Annotated in this window: 13 protein-coding genes; 5 read left to right on the top strand and 8 right to left on the bottom strand. The window is 42.4% G+C overall.

Annotated elements, in window-relative coordinates; all coding sequences use genetic code 11:
- Positions 1 to 59: 59 nt before the first annotated feature.
- From ACFGVR_RS18695 to ACFGVR_RS18675, 5 genes are all read right to left on the bottom strand, one after another.
- Positions 60 to 1,286 (bottom strand): multidrug effflux MFS transporter, encoded by a 1,227-nt coding sequence (locus tag ACFGVR_RS18695; RefSeq protein WP_448698932.1) that lies wholly within the window; start codon positions 1,284 to 1,286, stop codon positions 60 to 62.
- A gap of 108 nt (positions 1,287 to 1,394) precedes the next feature.
- Positions 1,395 to 1,604 carry a cysteine-rich CWC family protein gene (locus tag ACFGVR_RS18690; protein WP_448703047.1) on the bottom strand — a complete coding sequence of 70 codons (210 nt, stop codon included), beginning with the start codon at positions 1,602 to 1,604 and terminating at the stop codon, positions 1,395 to 1,397.
- 110 nt (positions 1,605 to 1,714) lie between these two features.
- Positions 1,715 to 4,096: a ribonucleoside-diphosphate reductase subunit alpha gene (locus ACFGVR_RS18685; protein WP_448698930.1), complete on the bottom strand. Its 2,382-nt coding sequence runs from the start codon at positions 4,094 to 4,096 to the stop codon at positions 1,715 to 1,717.
- A gap of 71 nt (positions 4,097 to 4,167) precedes the next feature.
- Positions 4,168 to 5,175 carry a ribonucleoside-diphosphate reductase small subunit gene (locus tag ACFGVR_RS18680; protein WP_448698928.1) on the bottom strand — a complete coding sequence of 336 codons (1,008 nt, stop codon included), beginning with the start codon at positions 5,173 to 5,175 and terminating at the stop codon, positions 4,168 to 4,170.
- A gap of 406 nt (positions 5,176 to 5,581) precedes the next feature.
- Positions 5,582 to 6,811, bottom strand: a complete 1,230-nt coding sequence (locus ACFGVR_RS18675; RefSeq protein ID WP_448698926.1) for a BamA/TamA family outer membrane protein — start codon at positions 6,809 to 6,811, stop codon at positions 5,582 to 5,584.
- Between the two features lie 262 nt (positions 6,812 to 7,073).
- Between ACFGVR_RS18675 and tig the strand changes: the two genes are divergently transcribed.
- From tig to ACFGVR_RS18650, 5 genes are all read left to right on the top strand, one after another.
- Entirely contained in the window at positions 7,074 to 8,426 is a 1,353-nt protein-coding gene (gene tig / locus ACFGVR_RS18670; protein WP_448698925.1) for a trigger factor, read from the top strand.
- Between the two features lie 344 nt (positions 8,427 to 8,770).
- The gene (gene clpP, locus ACFGVR_RS18665) at positions 8,771 to 9,469 is read left to right on the top strand and encodes an ATP-dependent Clp endopeptidase proteolytic subunit ClpP (RefSeq protein ID WP_448698924.1); all 699 of its coding nucleotides are present in this window, start codon (positions 8,771 to 8,773) and stop codon (positions 9,467 to 9,469) included.
- Positions 9,470 to 9,622: 153 nt separating this feature from the next.
- Entirely contained in the window at positions 9,623 to 10,861 is a 1,239-nt protein-coding gene (gene clpX, locus ACFGVR_RS18660) for an ATP-dependent Clp protease ATP-binding subunit ClpX (protein ID WP_448698923.1), read from the top strand.
- A 109-nt stretch (positions 10,862 to 10,970) separates the two neighbouring features.
- Positions 10,971 to 12,164 (top strand): DUF418 domain-containing protein, encoded by a 1,194-nt coding sequence (locus ACFGVR_RS18655; RefSeq protein ID WP_448698921.1) that lies wholly within the window; start codon positions 10,971 to 10,973, stop codon positions 12,162 to 12,164.
- An 80-nt stretch (positions 12,165 to 12,244) separates the two neighbouring features.
- Positions 12,245 to 13,108, top strand: a complete 864-nt coding sequence (locus tag ACFGVR_RS18650) for an AMP nucleosidase (RefSeq protein WP_448698919.1) — start codon at positions 12,245 to 12,247, stop codon at positions 13,106 to 13,108.
- A gap of 92 nt (positions 13,109 to 13,200) precedes the next feature.
- On the opposite strand, the gene ACFGVR_RS18645 is transcribed toward ACFGVR_RS18650, so the two are convergent.
- The 3 genes from ACFGVR_RS18645 to ACFGVR_RS18635 all read right to left on the bottom strand — a co-directional run bounded on the left by ACFGVR_RS18645 (position 13,201) and on the right by ACFGVR_RS18635 (position 16,674).
- Positions 13,201 to 13,560 carry a helix-turn-helix domain-containing protein gene (locus ACFGVR_RS18645; protein WP_448698918.1) on the bottom strand — a complete coding sequence of 120 codons (360 nt, stop codon included), beginning with the start codon at positions 13,558 to 13,560 and terminating at the stop codon, positions 13,201 to 13,203.
- A 69-nt stretch (positions 13,561 to 13,629) separates the two neighbouring features.
- Positions 13,630 to 15,267: an arylsulfatase gene (locus ACFGVR_RS18640; RefSeq protein WP_448698917.1), complete on the bottom strand. Its 1,638-nt coding sequence runs from the start codon at positions 15,265 to 15,267 to the stop codon at positions 13,630 to 13,632.
- Positions 15,268 to 15,285: 18 nt separating this feature from the next.
- Positions 15,286 to 16,674 carry an FGGY-family carbohydrate kinase gene (locus ACFGVR_RS18635; RefSeq protein ID WP_448698916.1) on the bottom strand — a complete coding sequence of 463 codons (1,389 nt, stop codon included), beginning with the start codon at positions 16,672 to 16,674 and terminating at the stop codon, positions 15,286 to 15,288.
- Between the last annotated feature and the right edge of the window lies 1 nt (position 16,675).

Genomic DNA, 16,675 nt, shown 5'->3' with positions numbered 1-16,675 from the left:
TTTAATCGGATAGTTAAAAGTAATACACCTTTACTTATCCACCATCCTGTACCATAAGGTTAATGCACCATCACAGCAGCATCCTCACTGGCTTCAACTTTGTATTTGATATTGCGGCTGCCGATAAACAATACAATTGCAGCTAAAGCCGATGAGATAGCCATAATGCTGGCCAGCGGCACCGCGTTCGGCACCTTGTACAAACCGATAATACCCGAAGTAAGCGAACCCAGCCCTAATTGCAATGCGCCAAGCACTGATGACGCGCTCCCCGCGTTTTTGGCAAAAGGCGCCAAAGCCAGAGCCGAAGTATTCGAACTGATAAAACCCAGGCAGCTTAACGACAGGAAGATAAACGCAAGAATACCCCACAAGCCTACCACATTGAAGATGCACGACACCACAAATAACACGCCCACTATTACCTGTGCAACTACTGCTACTTTTACAATCTGTTCGCTTTTATATTTACGCAACACCAAAGTGTTTAGCTGGCTGCAGCCGATAAACGATACTGACATGCCTGCGAAAATATACCCGAAGGCATCTTTACTCAAATGGTAAACATCCATCAAAACCAGCGGAGCACCGGCCACGTAGGCAAACAAGCCCGAAAACGCCAGCGATCCGGTAAAAACGTAGGTGTAGAACTGCGGATTTTTAAACACCAGGATAAAGTTATTGATGATGGGCAATGGTTTTAGCGAGATGCTTTTATCGGGCTGGTATGATACCGGTAGCTTAAATATCGAAGCTATCAATGTGAAAAAACCAATTACCGACAGGATAACGAATACCCATCGCCAGCCCAGCACTGCAGTTACTGCAGTACCCACGGCCGGTGCCAGCATTGGCGAAAGGGCTACAATGATCATCAGCAGCGAAAACACTTTGGCATTTTCTTCAACCGGGAAAAGATCGCGTACCATGGCCATTGAGGCTACGGCGGCAGCGCAGCTTCCTATCGCCTCAACAGCACGCAGGGCTATTAATCCGTTAATGGATGTCACCGTCATACAGCCTACCGATGCTACGATATAGAGCACTAAACCAACGTACAACGGTTTTTTACGACCAAACCTGTCCAATAACGGTCCGTACAGCAATTGACCGGCTGCCAGGCCGATAAAGAAACTGCTTAATGACAGCGAAACCTCGTTGGTATCGGTATGCAGATCCCGGGCTATATCTTTAAAACCCGGCAGGTACATATCTATGGAGAATGGACCTAAGGCAGTTAAAAAACCTAATATGAGTATGCGGAAAAAGTATTCTTTTTTAGTCATAGATAATTAAATAGGTCATCCTGAACTTGTTTCAGGATCTCTCGTGAAAGGCAGCAAGCAGACTTGCATGATGAGATGCCGAAATAAATCCGGCATGACCGTTCTTTATTATTGAATTGTTGATATATATTCCTGCTGCAGCACACGTAAACAGCTCGCGCAAAGGCAGCTATCGTACATCTCGCTAATGTACTGTGTCTCGTTCAATGTCAGCTGTACTGTAGAACACTGACACTGGCTGAATTTATTGGCCTTACATTCAAAAGCAGTGTTGCAACGCTCACACCTGATGGTTTCGTGTTTTGAATGGTTATCCATGCCGCAAAAGTACCATAAACCTGTTTGCTTATGTACAGGTTTATGTAAAATAAAAAAGTTGCCGTTATTGGTATAACGACAACTCAATTAACTTAACTATTCTTTGTTACTTAGGCAGAGCAGGTTACACAGCCTTCTTCCATCGAGCAGGTTGGCCCTGCCGGAATTTCGTCGGCAATTTCGGTTACGTGGTCAGGGATTACCGGATCCATATTTTTACCGCCCTGGTTCTCTACCGTAAACTTAACCGCTTGCGATGCAGCTTGCGTACGCAGGTAATACATACCTGTTTTTAAACCTTTTTTCCAGGCGTAAAAATGCATTGATGTTAATTTTGATGCGTTTGGCGAGCTTACAAACAGGTTAAGCGATTGCGACTGGCAGATATACGCTCCCCTGTCGGCGGCCATATCGATAATGGTACGCATCTTGATCTCCCATACGGTTTTGTATAGGTCTTTCATCTCCTGTGGTATTTCGGCAATATCCTGTACCGAACCATTGGCGCTGATGATCTGGTTCTTCATTTCGTTGTTCCAAAGGCCCATATTCACCAGATCGCGCAGCAGGTATTTGTTAACGATAACAAACTCACCGCTCAATACGCGGCGGGTGTAAATGTTCGAAGTATATGGTTCAAAGCACTCGTTGTTACCCAATATCTGCGATGTTGACGCAGTAGGCATCGGTGCAACCAATAGTGAGTTACGTACACCGTTTTTAACAACTTCGGTACGCAGTCCATCCCAATCCCAGCGGGTGCTTGCAGGTTTTTCGTTCCACAGGTCAAACTGGAACTTACCTTTTGACAGCGGCGAACCTTTAAAGGTTTCGTAAGCGCCATCCTTAACAGCCAGGTCTTTCGAAGCGGTCATCGCTGCAAAATAAATGGTTTCGAAGATCTCTTTGTTTAGTTGCTGTGCTTCCGGACTTTCGAACGGTAAGCGCAATTTGATAAACGTATCGGCTAAACCCTGTACACCCAAACCTATCGGGCGGTGACGGAAGTTTGAGTTACTGGCTTCAACAACCGGGTAATAATTATGATCGATGATCTTGTTCAGGTTCAAAGTTACCTGGTAAGTTACCTCGTATAGTTTTTCGTGATCAAATCTGCCTTCGTTGGTAATATAACGGGGTAGCGCCAACGATGCCAGGTTACAAACAGCTACTTCATCTGCCGAAGTGTATTCGATGATCTCGGTACACAGGTTCGAGCTTTTAATGGTACCTAAATTTTGCTGGTTCGATTTGCTGTTGGCAGCATCTTTATACAACAAATACGGTGTACCGGTTTCAACCTGTGCGTCTAATATGGCAAACCAAAGCTCTTGCGCCTTAATTGTTTTGCGTGCGCGGCCCTCATGCTCATAACGGGTGTACAGCAATTCAAAATCTTCACCCCAGCACTCGTGTAATCCGGGTGCTTCGTGCGGGCAAAACAGGCTCCAGTTGCCATCTTCTTCCACACGTTTCATAAACAGATCACATACCCAAAGCGCATAGAACAGATCACGGGCACGCATTTCTTCTTTACCGTGGTTTTTGCGCAGATCTAAAAATTCAAATATATCCGCATGCCAAGGCTCCAGGTAAATAGCGAAGGCGCCTTTACGCTTGCCGCCACCCTGATCAACATAACGCGCGGTATCATTAAATACCTTCAGCATTGGGATAATACCGTTGCTGGTACCGTTAGTGCCGCTGATGTATGAACCGGTTGCACGCACATTATGTACGCTTAAACCGATACCACCGGCGCTTTGCGAAATTTTGGCAGTTTGTTTTAAAGTATCGTAAATACCGTCGATGCTATCATCCTGCATGGTTAACAAAAAGCATGATGACATTTGCGGTTTGGGTGTACCTGCATTAAACAAGGTTGGCGTAGCATGTGTAAACCAGCGCTCACTCATCAGATTGTAGGTTTTGATAGCGCTGTCAATATCTTCTTTATGGATACCAACCGACACGCGCATAAATAAATGCTGCGGGCGCTCGGCTATCTTACCATCAACTTTTAACAGGTATGATTTTTCGAGGGTTTTAAAACCGAAGTAGTCAAAACCAAAATCACGGTCATAGATAATAGTACTATCCAGTAACTCGGCATTTTTTTCTATCACTTCCCAAACATCGTCGGCCAATAAAGCGGCATTTTTACCAGTCTTTTTATCAACGTAGTTGTATAACAGGCGCATCGTTTCAGAAAACGATTTGATTGTGTTTTTATGTAAGTTTGATACCGCTATACGCGATGCCAGCAAAGCATAATCGGGGTGCTTGGTGGTTAACGATGCGGCTGTTTCGGCGGCAAGGTTATCCAGTTCGGATGTGGTTACACCATCGTACAAACCTTCAATTACCTTTTGGGCCACGTCTATAGGGTCAACCAATTCAGGATTTAAACTATAGCACAGTTTCTCGATCCTGGCTGTAATTTTATCAAATTTTACCGTTTCTTTTTTTCCGTCGCGCTTGATTACATACATATCGTCAGTAGTTATTTGGTGAGTGGTGAGTGTGTATTCTAAATAATTATTCGGTCAGTGTTATTGTGGTGTTAAAAATCCTCATCTAATGAAAAAGCCTGTGATTTTGCATCATTGTTCAATACGCCGCTTTTTTGATAATCGCCAACCCGTTTTTCAAAAAAGTTGGTTTTGCCTTGCAGCGATATCATTTCCATAAAATCAAATGGATTAGCAGCATTGTATATTTTATCATAGCCTAATTCAACCAGCCACCTGTCTGCCACAAATTCAATATACTGGCTCATCAGTTTGGCGTTCATCCCGATAAGGGCGACAGGCAACGCATCAGTTATAAATTCTTTTTCAATTTCAACCGCGTCCATAATAATGGTGTTTACCGCTTCTTTTGACAATTTGTTGTTCAGCATTTTGTACAGCAAACAGGCAAACTCGCAGTGCATACCCTCGTCGCGGCTTATCAATTCGTTACTAAAGGTTAAGCCAGGCATTAAACCACGCTTTTTTAACCAGAATATCGAGCAAAAGCTTCCCGAAAAGAAAATACCCTCAACAGCAGCAAATGCCACGAGCCTTTCGGCGAAGGTGCCGTTCTCTATCCATTTTAATGCCCATTCGCCTTTCTTTTTCACACAAGGCACCGTTTCAATAGCGTGGAATAAACGGTTCTTTTCGGCAGGGTCCTTAATATAAGTGTCTATCAACAAGGCATAGGTTTCTGAGTGGATGTTCTCCATCATGATCTGGAAACCATAAAAACAACGTGCCTCTGGCAACTGCACCTCGCTCATAAAATTAACAGCCAGGTTTTCGTTCACAATGCCATCGCTTGCTGCAAAAAATGCCAGTATATGCGATATAAAATGACGCTCGCCATCATTCATGGCGTTCCAGTCTTTCATATCATCGCCAAGGTCGATCTCCTCAGCGGTCCAGAAACTTGCTTCGTGCTTTTTATACATTTCCCATATCTGGGGATAGTTGATGGGGAGGATTACAAAGCGGTCTTTGTTTTCTCTCAGCAGTAGTTCGTTTTCCTGGCTCATATATCCTTTATCTTTTGTGTGTTCCTCGTACATTTTAGAGTCGACGAGTTTACCGGGCTGTTGTACATAACAACCTATTTAACTAACAACTCAGTAATTTTTTATGAAATTTTACAGTCGGGTCACGTAGTTAACATGCTTATTCTTCAATCATTTAGGGATGATTAAATGATGCCTAAACATGTTCGATACCCTTAAAACAAAGTTAATTATTAAGGTGTCCCGCTGTTAGCATTACTTATAAACATTGGCCCTTGTTATCCACAAAAAAGTTACAAAAACAGCTCGCCGGGGCCGACAAAAAAAGCTACAGAAGTTAGTAAGTATCTATGCCATAATTAATAGGCAGTTGGATCAGAATGTTATTAATTTTTTTCGGGCCGAATAAATACCCTGTAAAATGTCAGCCAGATGACAGATATTGGCGAACAACCGGAAATTAAAACGCCTCGCCTAAATTTACAAAAAAGCCGCGCGATCCGTTAATACCCACCCCATAGTCTACACAGATGTTGGTATTAGAATGCTTATTAAGTTTAAGGCGTAAGCCTGTACCTACAGCCGGGATAACTTTTTTGAAGCCGCCATCAGGATATTCGGCAACACTTTGCGCGTTGGTAAACAATACCCCGCCAAGCATGCCGCTATGGGTTATGGTAAAACGATATTCGGCCTCTGCATACAGCATATCCTTGCCGGTAAACCTGCCGATTACATATCCCCTGCCCGATATATTGTTGATATCCCAGCCGGTGCTCGGCAAATCCAGGTAAGGTGCTTTACCATTAAAAGTAAACCACGAATACGACCAAAATGCCAATACATTATTATTGCGTTGAGATAGGCGCACATACTTCCGCAGATCTACAATTAACGATTCCCAGTTAACATCGCTGCCCAACCAGGTTGTGTTTTGCCTGAATATGATATTACCATACCCCCCACTGATTGGATTGACAGGATTTCCGCGCTTATCATATAATAAATTTAAGTTTACACCCGATGATACCGTGGTATAGGGCTTGCCATATTTACTCAAATCGCTTTCGGAACCGTCAAGGTTGCCCTTTTCAATAAAATTGGTGTGATAATCTAAATTATAACCTATACCCATATAGTAATTGGGTATTACTCTTTTTAGCAAGGTTGGATAAAGTTTAACGTAATTAAAATCTATCGGGTTTGTTTGCCCCACGCCTGTAAAGCCGCCAAAACCATAAGTATTGGTTGGATATTTTAGCCAGCGAAAGTTAACCACAATATCGTAATCGTTGTTCGGGGTCCATATGTTGATCAACGAAATTAGCGAGCGTTGATTTTTAGTATCAATAAAAGCGCTTGCACCGATGTATGAAATGTTTGTTTTACTGATATCGCTACTGGTGTAAAACTCTACGTTACCATTAATATTGACGCCAAATCCGGTAGACAGTGAGTACCCCGCTGAAGGCACCACCGAAAAAATAACCTTTTTAGGTTTACTATTTTCAGGGGTGGCTTTCCCTCTTAACATTCTGTGCAATATATCCATCAGGTCGCGCTGCGCGGATGAATCAATCGCAGCATGTTTGGCCGGTTCAAAATTACTTCCCTTGTGTAAGGTATCATTCTGGGCCTTAAGCGTAAAACAGCATCCCACTAAAAAAAAGAACGATAAATATTTACGCATACAAGATATATGGCCATTTGATTAAGGGCCTGGTTAGTTTAAATTAAAAAATGGATTGGCTAACATACACAACTTTCAATAATAAAGCTTTATTTAAACAACCCAAATTATCAATAGTTGTTTTCTTGCGCCGGCAGACAATTAGTTTATAATCAAATTAAAAAAATTAATACCTTTGCGCTCCAAAATCAAACATACCAGATCAATGTCTATTGCGGACTATGGTCGGTAAATCAATGTATCATTAATTTAGTACCACATAATGGATATTACTCAGGAAAAAATCGACAACCTAAATTCAATAGTTACTGTTAAAATTCAAGCAGCCGATTACCAGGCCCGCGTTGATAAAGCGATCAGGGAGCAAGCTAAAAAAGCAAAGATACCTGGTTTCCGTCCCGGCATGGTACCTCCGGCGCATATCAAAAAAATGTACGGTAAAAGCATTTTGGTTGACGAGATCAACAATTTGTTATCAGACTCATTGAACAAATACATCACCGACAACAGCATGGATGTTTTGGGTCAGCCGCTGCCAAAGGTTGATCCGCATAAAGAGTTTGCCTGGGATTTTAGCGAAGATTTTGAGTTTAATTACGAAGTAGGTGTTGCCCCTGCATTTGAAGTAGGCTTTTCATCAAAAGATGCTTTAACCCAATATGTAATTAAAGTTGATGACGAAACGCTTGCCGCACGTATCAAAAACATCCGCCGCAGCTATGGAAAGATGACAAATCCTGACGTATCGGCAGATGATGATGTACTTTACAGCGAATTAGTACAATTAGCACCAAATGGTTCTGTTTTTGAAGACGGAATAAGCAATACCACATCGGTTCGTTTAGATCAGATCAAAGATGCCAAAATTAAAAAGGCATTGATTGGTTTAAAGAAGGGTGATGTGATTGAATTTGATATTCAAAAAGCATTTGAGAACGATGCGCCTAAAGTTGCCTCATTGTTAAATATTGAGGAAGAAACAGCTGCCGAACTGAAATCGAAATTCCAGTTAACAGTTAAAAATATCAACCGACTGGAAGAAAGCGATTTGAACCAGGAGTTCTTTGACAAATTATTTGGAGCAGGTACCGTAACTACCGAAGAGGAGTTCAAAGCTAAAATAACCGAAGAGGTTGAAGCTATGAGCGCTCAGGACAGTGACCGTAGATTACAAAACGACCTGTATAACTATACTTTAGATAAAGTTAAGTTTGATTTACCTGATGATTTTTTGAAACGCTGGTTAAAGGCTACTAACGAAAATCTGACCGATGAGGAACTGGAAAAAGATTACGACAACTTTGCTAAAAACCTGAAATGGACCCTGATCGAAAACAAGATCATTAAAGAAAACAAACTCGAAATTAAATACGAAGAAGTTTTCCAACTGGCTAAAGATCGTTTGGATGCCCAGTTCAGAATGTACAGCCCGCAGGCTTTAAGCGACGAGCAATTGAGCGAGTATGCTGTACAATACCTGCAAAACAAAGAGAACGGAAATAAGATTTTTGAAGAAGTAAAAGCTATAAAAACCCTGGAACATTTAAAAGGTGTGGTTACTCTGAACAAGAAAGAAATAACCCACGCCGAGTTCAGCAAGTTGCCACAAGAATAATGGCTTAACTTTTTGAATAAAATAAATGAATGCCGGGCTCAGTTCCGGCATTTTTTGTTAGCCAAATTTCGCGTTAGGGATTGAAGCGGATACCGGCCCTTCGACGGGCTCAGGGCAGGCCAGGTGACTAAGGCCGGTGCAGTATGAGCGTAAAGCCCGGCCCAAGGGGAAATGCCCTAAAATAAAACTCAGTAATTACATCATCATAAATCAAGAAAGCAGGTCACACAAAAAACTATAACAAATGACCGTTCAATCACAGTTTAATTAATTAAAAACTATTATAATTGTTTCAATAAATAACCGCAGGGCGTTCCTAGCTTTGCTAATTAAATCACAGTAATATGAACATTGACAAAAACGAGTTTCGCAAATATGCTGTAAAGCATCACCGCATAAACAGCCTGGCTGTTGACGGCTTTATTTCACGTGTTGAAAACAGCCGCATACCAACCAGCATGACACCTTATATTATCGAAGAGCGCCAGCTAAATATTTCGCAATTGGATGTATTTAGCCGCTTAATGATGGATCGTATCATCTTTTTGGGTGATGCCATTTATGATACCAATGCCAATATCATCCAGGCGCAATTGTTATTCTTACAATCTGCCGATGCCAAACGTGATATCCAGATCTATATCAACTCGCCGGGTGGTTCGGTTTACGCGGGTTTAGGTATCTATGATACGATGCAGTTTATCAGCAACGATGTAGCTACCATTTGTACAGGTATGGCCGCGTCAATGGGCGCTGTATTGCTTTGCGCCGGTGCTGCAGGCAAACGTGCCGCGTTACCGCATTCGCGTGTAATGATTCACCAGCCATCGGGGGGGGCACAAGGTCAGCAATCTGATATCGAGATCACTTATCACGAGATCACCAAGCTGAAAAAAGAGCTTTACCAGATCATTGCCGACCATAGCGGTGCTACTTATGAGAAAGTTTGGGAAGCATCAGATCGTGATTACTGGATGATTGCCGAAGAGGCCAAAGAGTTCGGTATGGTTGACGAAGTTTTAAAAGGCGCTGCCAAAAAATAATTAAAACTTAATACAATGATCTGAGTTTTTCATTAAGATAAATACCTGATTATTGTATTAGAAAATTATAAAAATCTGACTATTAAGGTGTTTGTAACTTTGATAGTCAGATTTAAAACTATTTAACGTACTTTTGTATAAAGTAATATACCAATGACAAAAAACAGCAAAGAAATCAGATGCTCGTTTTGTGGAGCAGGGAAGCAGGATTCTTTAATGCTGATCGCCGGATTAGACGCTCACATCTGTGATAAATGCGTTAATCAGGCGAACGAAATATTAGCCGAAGAGTTAAAGGTACGTAAGGTGAAAAACCCTAACCAGGCTGCCACCATACTTAAACCATTCGAAATAAAAACACACCTCGATCAATACGTTATCGGTCAGGATGATGCCAAAAAAGTATTATCTGTTGCGGTTTATAACCACTACAAACGTTTAAACCAAAAGATCGACAAAGACGAGGTGGAGATCGAAAAATCGAACATCATTATGGTTGGCGAAACCGGTACAGGTAAAACCTTACTGGCTAAAACCATTGCCAAAGTATTAAACGTTCCGTTTTGTATTTGCGATGCCACTGTGTTAACTGAGGCCGGCTACGTAGGTGAGGATGTGGAAAGCATTTTAACCCGTTTGCTGCAAGCTGCCGATTATGATGTGGCTACAGCCGAACGCGGCATAGTATATATTGACGAGGTTGATAAAATTGCCCGTAAAAGTGATAACCCATCCATTACCCGTGATGTATCTGGCGAAGGTGTACAACAGGCCTTGTTAAAGATATTAGAAGGTACCATGGTTAACGTACCACCCCAGGGCGGCCGTAAACATCCCGACCAAAAAATGATCACCGTTAACACCAGCAACATTTTATTTATTTGCGGTGGTGCATTTGATGGTATCGAGAAAAAAATAGCCAACCGCCTGCGTACGCAAACTGTAGGTTATAAGTTTAAAAACGAAGATCATGATGTTGATCTGAAAAACCTGTATAAATACATTACCCCGCAGGATCTGAAAGCATTTGGTTTAATACCTGAGCTGATTGGCCGTTTACCGGTACTCACCTACTTAAATCCGCTTGATCGTGAGGCATTGCGTAATATTTTAACCGAGCCTAAAAATTCGCTGTTAAAGCAATACAAAAAGCTGTTTGAATACGAAGGCATTAACCTGGAGTTTGAAAACGAAACTTTAGAGTTTATTGTTGATAAAGCCATGGAATTTAAATTAGGCGCCCGTGGATTACGTTCGATCTGCGAAGCGATCATGATCGACGCTATGTTTGAGTTCCCATCTAAAAAAGATGTAAAACAGCTTGCCGTTACGCTGGATTACGCTTTGGAAAAATTCGAAAAATCGGATTTGAAAAAACTGAAGGTAGCATAACCCCGATAGGTTTTAAGAAGATAAGGAAGCCCTGGCAAATGCCGGGGCTTTTTGTTGACCGGTGTATGATTAAATTTTATTTCTATATTTAATCAAACTGACTATCACAATGGAAAATACCGCTATCGCTCCTATTCAGCAAAATCAGCGCACAGTAATTGTCGACATTTTACGTGGTTGGGCACTATTAGGAGTAGCATTGATGAATTACATCGATTATGCCGACTTCGGGTTAAGTACCGCACCCGAACGTAAAATTGATTTAGCGGGCAATATCACCTACGGTATTCTCAATATTTTTTTCGCTGCAAAATCGTGGACGATGCTTAGCCTGCTATTTGGTTATGGCTTCGCGGTGCTCATTAACAACATCCAAAAAAAGGGCCTAAACCCGGTTAAGTTTTTTACCGGGCGTATGTTTTGGTTATTAGTGATTGCATTTATCAACTGTTGCTTCTTTTTTGGTGATATTTTAAAGGATTATGCCATTATGGGCCTCTTTTTTTTGTTGTTTTACAAAACATCCGGAAAGTTCGCTTTTATATTGGCTGCCTGTTTAATTATGTTATTACCAATATGCGGCCCGCTCGTATCACATTTTATGCCTTTTAATTACGGCAAAGTTGCCGACTCGGTAATGCCCTTATATCACAGCCACAATATCTTTGATGTATTTAAATTTAACTTATTGGGCACTTATAGGTTAGAAGTTTTATTGCCTAATTATGCCATCACTGTGCACGTAGCTATGCTGGCTTGTATGCTGCTGGGCTTTTCGGCCTTTAAGTATGATGTGTTTAACAATCTTGTATTGCACCAAAAACGCGTTAAAAAGGTTTTCTGGTGGTCGTTAGCCGTGGCGATAAGTGTGCTTGTTGTTTTTATAGTTGCATCTCGTCTTAAATTAACCTTCACCAGGTATTACAACCCGCGCTATATCAGCGTACTCAGCACCATGATCTTCATTATGTCGGCAATATGCTGCCTGTACATTAAGGATAAGCTAAAACGTTTTTTTAGCGCTTTGCAGTCCATCGGTAAAATGACGCTCACCAACTATATGGTACAAAACGTGATATCGATGTTCGTATTCTCGGGCGCGGGGTTTGGCGTCTATAACACCCAGCATCCATTATTTTATGTAGGTTTGGCGCTCGGCGTATATATCATCCAGGTTTTCTTTAGCAAATGGTGGCTCAAAAACTATTATTATGGACCTGTTGAGTGGGTTTGGCGGCAATTAAGCTACGGTAAGCGCCTGCCCATTAAAAAAGGTGGCGACTCCGGGTCTGACGCTTCTTAAATAAAGTTTCGGTGGGCGGGGCTTTATTTCGTACCTTTGTGCGCAATTATAACGGCGACCGCCAACTATATTCTACATACATGAACGAAGAAAAAGACATTAAAAAAGACGCAATACCCGTAGATCCATCAAAGGCAATTAAAGAAGTACAAAGTCCCGTAAAAGCAGGTTTAAAAACCAAAGCAGGCATCGTAGCCAACTGGTTGCCGCGCTATACCGGTCGCCCGCTCGAAGATTTCAGCGACTATATTATCCTGACCAATTTTTCGAAATACCTGCAAATGTTTTCCGAGTGGAATGATAACGCTCCTATTATCGGCTTAGATAAGCCAATGCAAAGCGTTTCGGCAAACGGTATTACCATTATTAACTTTGGTATGGGCAGCGCCCTGGCAGCTACAGTAATGGATCTGCTCACAGCTATTCACCCAAAAGCAGTGATATTTTTGGGTAAATGCGGCGGTTTAAAAAAGAAAAACAATGTAGGCGATCTGATTCTGCCTATCGCGGCTATTCGTGGTGAGGGTACGTCAAACGACTATATGCCACCCGAAGTACCGGCCTTACCGGCTTTCGCCCTGCAAAAAGCGATTTCGACCACCATCCGTGATCACTCGCGCGATTACTGGACAGGTACCTGCTATACCACCAACCGCCGTGTTTGGGAGCACGATAAGGTATTTAAAAAATATTTGAAAACTTTGCGCGCCATGGCCATTGATATGGAGACCGCAACCATATTTACAACAGGCTTTGCCAACAAAATACCTACCGGCGCTATCTTATTAGTATCCGATCAGCCAATGATACCCGAGGGTGTAAAAACTGCCGAAAGCGATTCGAAGGTGACCGAGCAATATGTGGAAACGCATTTACGTGTGGGTATCGACTCGTTAAAGCAACTGATCAATAATGGGTTAACGGTAAAACACTTAAAGTTTTAGCCCCTAATCCCCTAAAGGGGGAACATAAAATAAAACGCCAGTAAGAACCTCTTACTGGCGTTTTATTTTTTATGCTATTCAAAACTCCTCCTTTAGAGGGCTGGGGGGCTTTCCTTTAACCTCGTCAAAATCTGCTCAAACTCCTTTTCGTAGCTGCGCATACGCACATGCAGCAACTCAACTTCGGTACGTAGTATCTGTATCTCGGTAACCAGTTTGGTAGCGTCCTTACCGTCAAGCTTTTTTTCGCCTGTACCTAAAATTAACCACTCGGGCGAATAGCCCAGTTCATGACATGCCGAACGTATTACAGTAAAATTAACATCCCGGTCGCCCGAAAGCATCAGGCTCACCAGCGATTGCGATACACCGCAAATTTTTGCGAACTTGCTTTGGCCGCCACAGGCTTTAATAACTATGCGTAAACGTTTTAATAACTGGATATCTGACATGCAAACAATTTAAATTTTAATCGTTAAATACGATATATTACAAATGTAATAAATGATTTAACAATCCAACTAAAACTCTTCGCCTTTTCGTTTTTCTAATTTTTCAAACGGAATAACCCCTGCCCTTTCGGCCCATTGGCTGTATAGTGCTACCATGGCTGTTACCTTATCGGGATATTGGGCGCTCAGATCATTCAACTCCGAACGGTCTGTTTTGATGTTATACAGCTCCCATTTATTCAATGGCTTTTGCGATACCAGTTTCCACTCCCCTTGCCTAACGGCACGATTACCTTCGTGTTCAAAAAACAAAGCATCATGCCCGGCCCATTTTTGTCCTTTTAGTAACGGCGCTAAGCTGATACCCTCGGTTGGGATAATGGTATTGCCATGGTAGTTTTTTGGGTATGCCACGTGGGCAAAATCAAGGCAGGTAGACATCAGGTCGATAATATGCGCCGGGTTGCTGATGATGCCACCGGGTTTGATCACCCCCGGATAATTGGCAATAAATGGTGTTGCCGTACCGCCCTCATACTCCCAGTGTTTAAATAAACGGAACGGCGTATTACTTACATTAGCTCCCCAAGATTCATAGGCAGTGAATGATGTCGGGTCGCTGGCGGGTTTGTTGTTTGCTGCCTGCACTTCGGGTGTAAAACCCGGTCCTTTAATGCTTTCGCTGCTTGCACCATTGTCTGATAAAAACATAATGACGGTGTTTTTATCCTGGTGCAGTTCTTTCAGCTTGGCGCGGATGCGGCCTATGTTTTGATCCATCCGATCGATCATTGCGGCGTAAACCGCCATTTTGGTATCCCATTTGTCTTTTTCTTCGGGCGACAGGCTATCCCAATCAGGCACATTGCTATCCTTCGGCGAAAGCTGTGCGTCTTGTGGCAAAATACCCATTGCTTTTTGGCGCGCTAAGCGGGCTGCACGCAGCTTATCCCAGCCGGCCATATATTTTCCTTTGTATCTGGCAATATCCCCGGGCAGCGCTTGTATAGGCCAGTGCGGACTGGTAAAAGCCATGTACAAAAAGAAAGGCTTACCTGTGTTTTTGTTTCCATCAATAAATTTCACAGCATAATCTGCGTAAGCGTTGGTTGAATACCAATTTGCCCCAGGCGTAAACTCTTTATCATCCAACGCGATGGTTAGTTTTTGATTAGGTCTGTAGGGCATTGTAGGATTAAAATAGCTGCTCGCGCCATCTATCAAACCAAAGTAATGATCAAAGCCACGTTTAACCGGCCAATGCTCCGGCGCCTGACCAATATGCCATTTGCCTGCCATTAAGGTATTGTAGCCACCCGCCTTTAATGCTTCGGCAATGGTAACACAGTTTTGATTCAGATAACCCTGGTAGGCTGGTTGTGTACGGGTATTTACCATATCGCCTACACCTGCCTGGTGCTGGTACAATCCCGTCATTAAAGACGCCCGTGTAGGGCAGCAACGCGAAGCATTATAAAACTGGGTCATTTTTATGCCGCCTTTGCCTAAATCATCAAGGTTGGGCGTATGAGTTTCTGATCCAAAACAACCAATATCCGAGTATCCCATATCATCAGCTAAAATGATGATGATGTTTGGACGTTTTTTAGCAACCGTTTTATATTGCTGAGCGAAAACCGAAAGCGTGCTTAAAAAAAAGAGGAGATATATGGTGCATATACTCCTCTTGATGTTTTTTTTATTCATGTTATGAATGTAATTGATTTACTGAACCTCCATTTTTTGCGCCAGGGCATAATATTTCAGTTCTATCATATCGCCGGGGATCGCTTTAGTATTCCAGTGTTTGTGTATAGACAGTGCCGCGCCAATTGCGGTAGCCTGTGCTACAGAAGCAGCAAAAATTTCCAGGTGCGGAAAGGCCGCTGCCAGCAAATTCATATACACTACGTTTTTACCAAAACCTCCGTCAACAAAAATGCGCTTCACACCGGTATCCTGTATCACCAGTTGGGTTGAAGCCTGCTGCTGGTTCATGATATCCAGGATAAGGAAATGATATGCTTCATCGTAAGATGAAAACGACGACAGATCGCGGCTGCCAAATACGGATTGCTGCATTAACGAATTGCTATCGCCTGTTTTAAACTCAGCATTGGCGTGAGATGTAATGTATTCCGGGTTGTATTTAACTTTTTTGTAATGATCCAGCGGTTTGTGGAAGTACCCGGCAATACGTTTGCTTTGTTGCTCATGCTCATTACCGGCAAATAAGCGCGATGCTTTTACCGGGCGGCCATGGTATTCCATATAGCAAAGGCAATCCTTATGCAATTCATCAACGGTAAGTGGGTTGTTGTTGAAAGGATTTAAACTGATGCACCAGGTACCGGTCGAGATCAATATAAAAGGTTCTGAAAAACTAGCCAGATACGGAATCAAAGCTGACGAGCTATCGTGCAGACCACCGCCAACATTAAATTCATGCCCGTTCTTCACAACTGCCATTGCATCATCCGAAGGAAATACCGGCGCCAGTATTTTGTCGATCCCTTCTTTATAAACCCAATTGTGGTAATCGTTTTTTACAAAATCCCAAAGCTGGGTATGACAGCCGATGCTGGTAATATCCGAATAGTATTTACCTGTAACCAAATAGGTTAAATATTGCGGCAGATGTAACGAATATTTGAGCCTTTTAAACAGCTCCGGTTTGCGGTGTTTGATGCGATACAATTGCATACCTGAGTTTAGATTACCCAAAACCGGCGAAGCCGTTTCGCGCGATACGGCCGACTCGCCGCCATATTTAGCGTAAAACTCATTTTTCAGATCGTCCGGAAACGCCTTCAAATAATTGCAAAGTGGTGCAGCCACTTTTCCGTCGTGATCAATGTGCACGAAACTTGCTCCATAGGTTGAAAAATTTAAAGCCTTGATATCAAATTTTTTCAACGCTAAAATATCCGCAAGCGATTGCCTTACCCAGGTAGTTAACAGCTCGATATCCTCGCACGGGTCGCCATCATCATCAACGGTTTCTTTAAAATTGGCTGTACGTTCCAGCACAATTTTATAGTACTCGTCGATCAGGAAAAACTTTTTATTGGTTTTACCTATATCAAATATCGCTATTACCGGAACGGCCTTCATA

The organism is Mucilaginibacter aureus (genome assembly GCF_053514885.1).
Note: the sequence above shows the minus strand (reverse complement) of the source record. Positions and strands in the feature narration are given on the sequence as shown.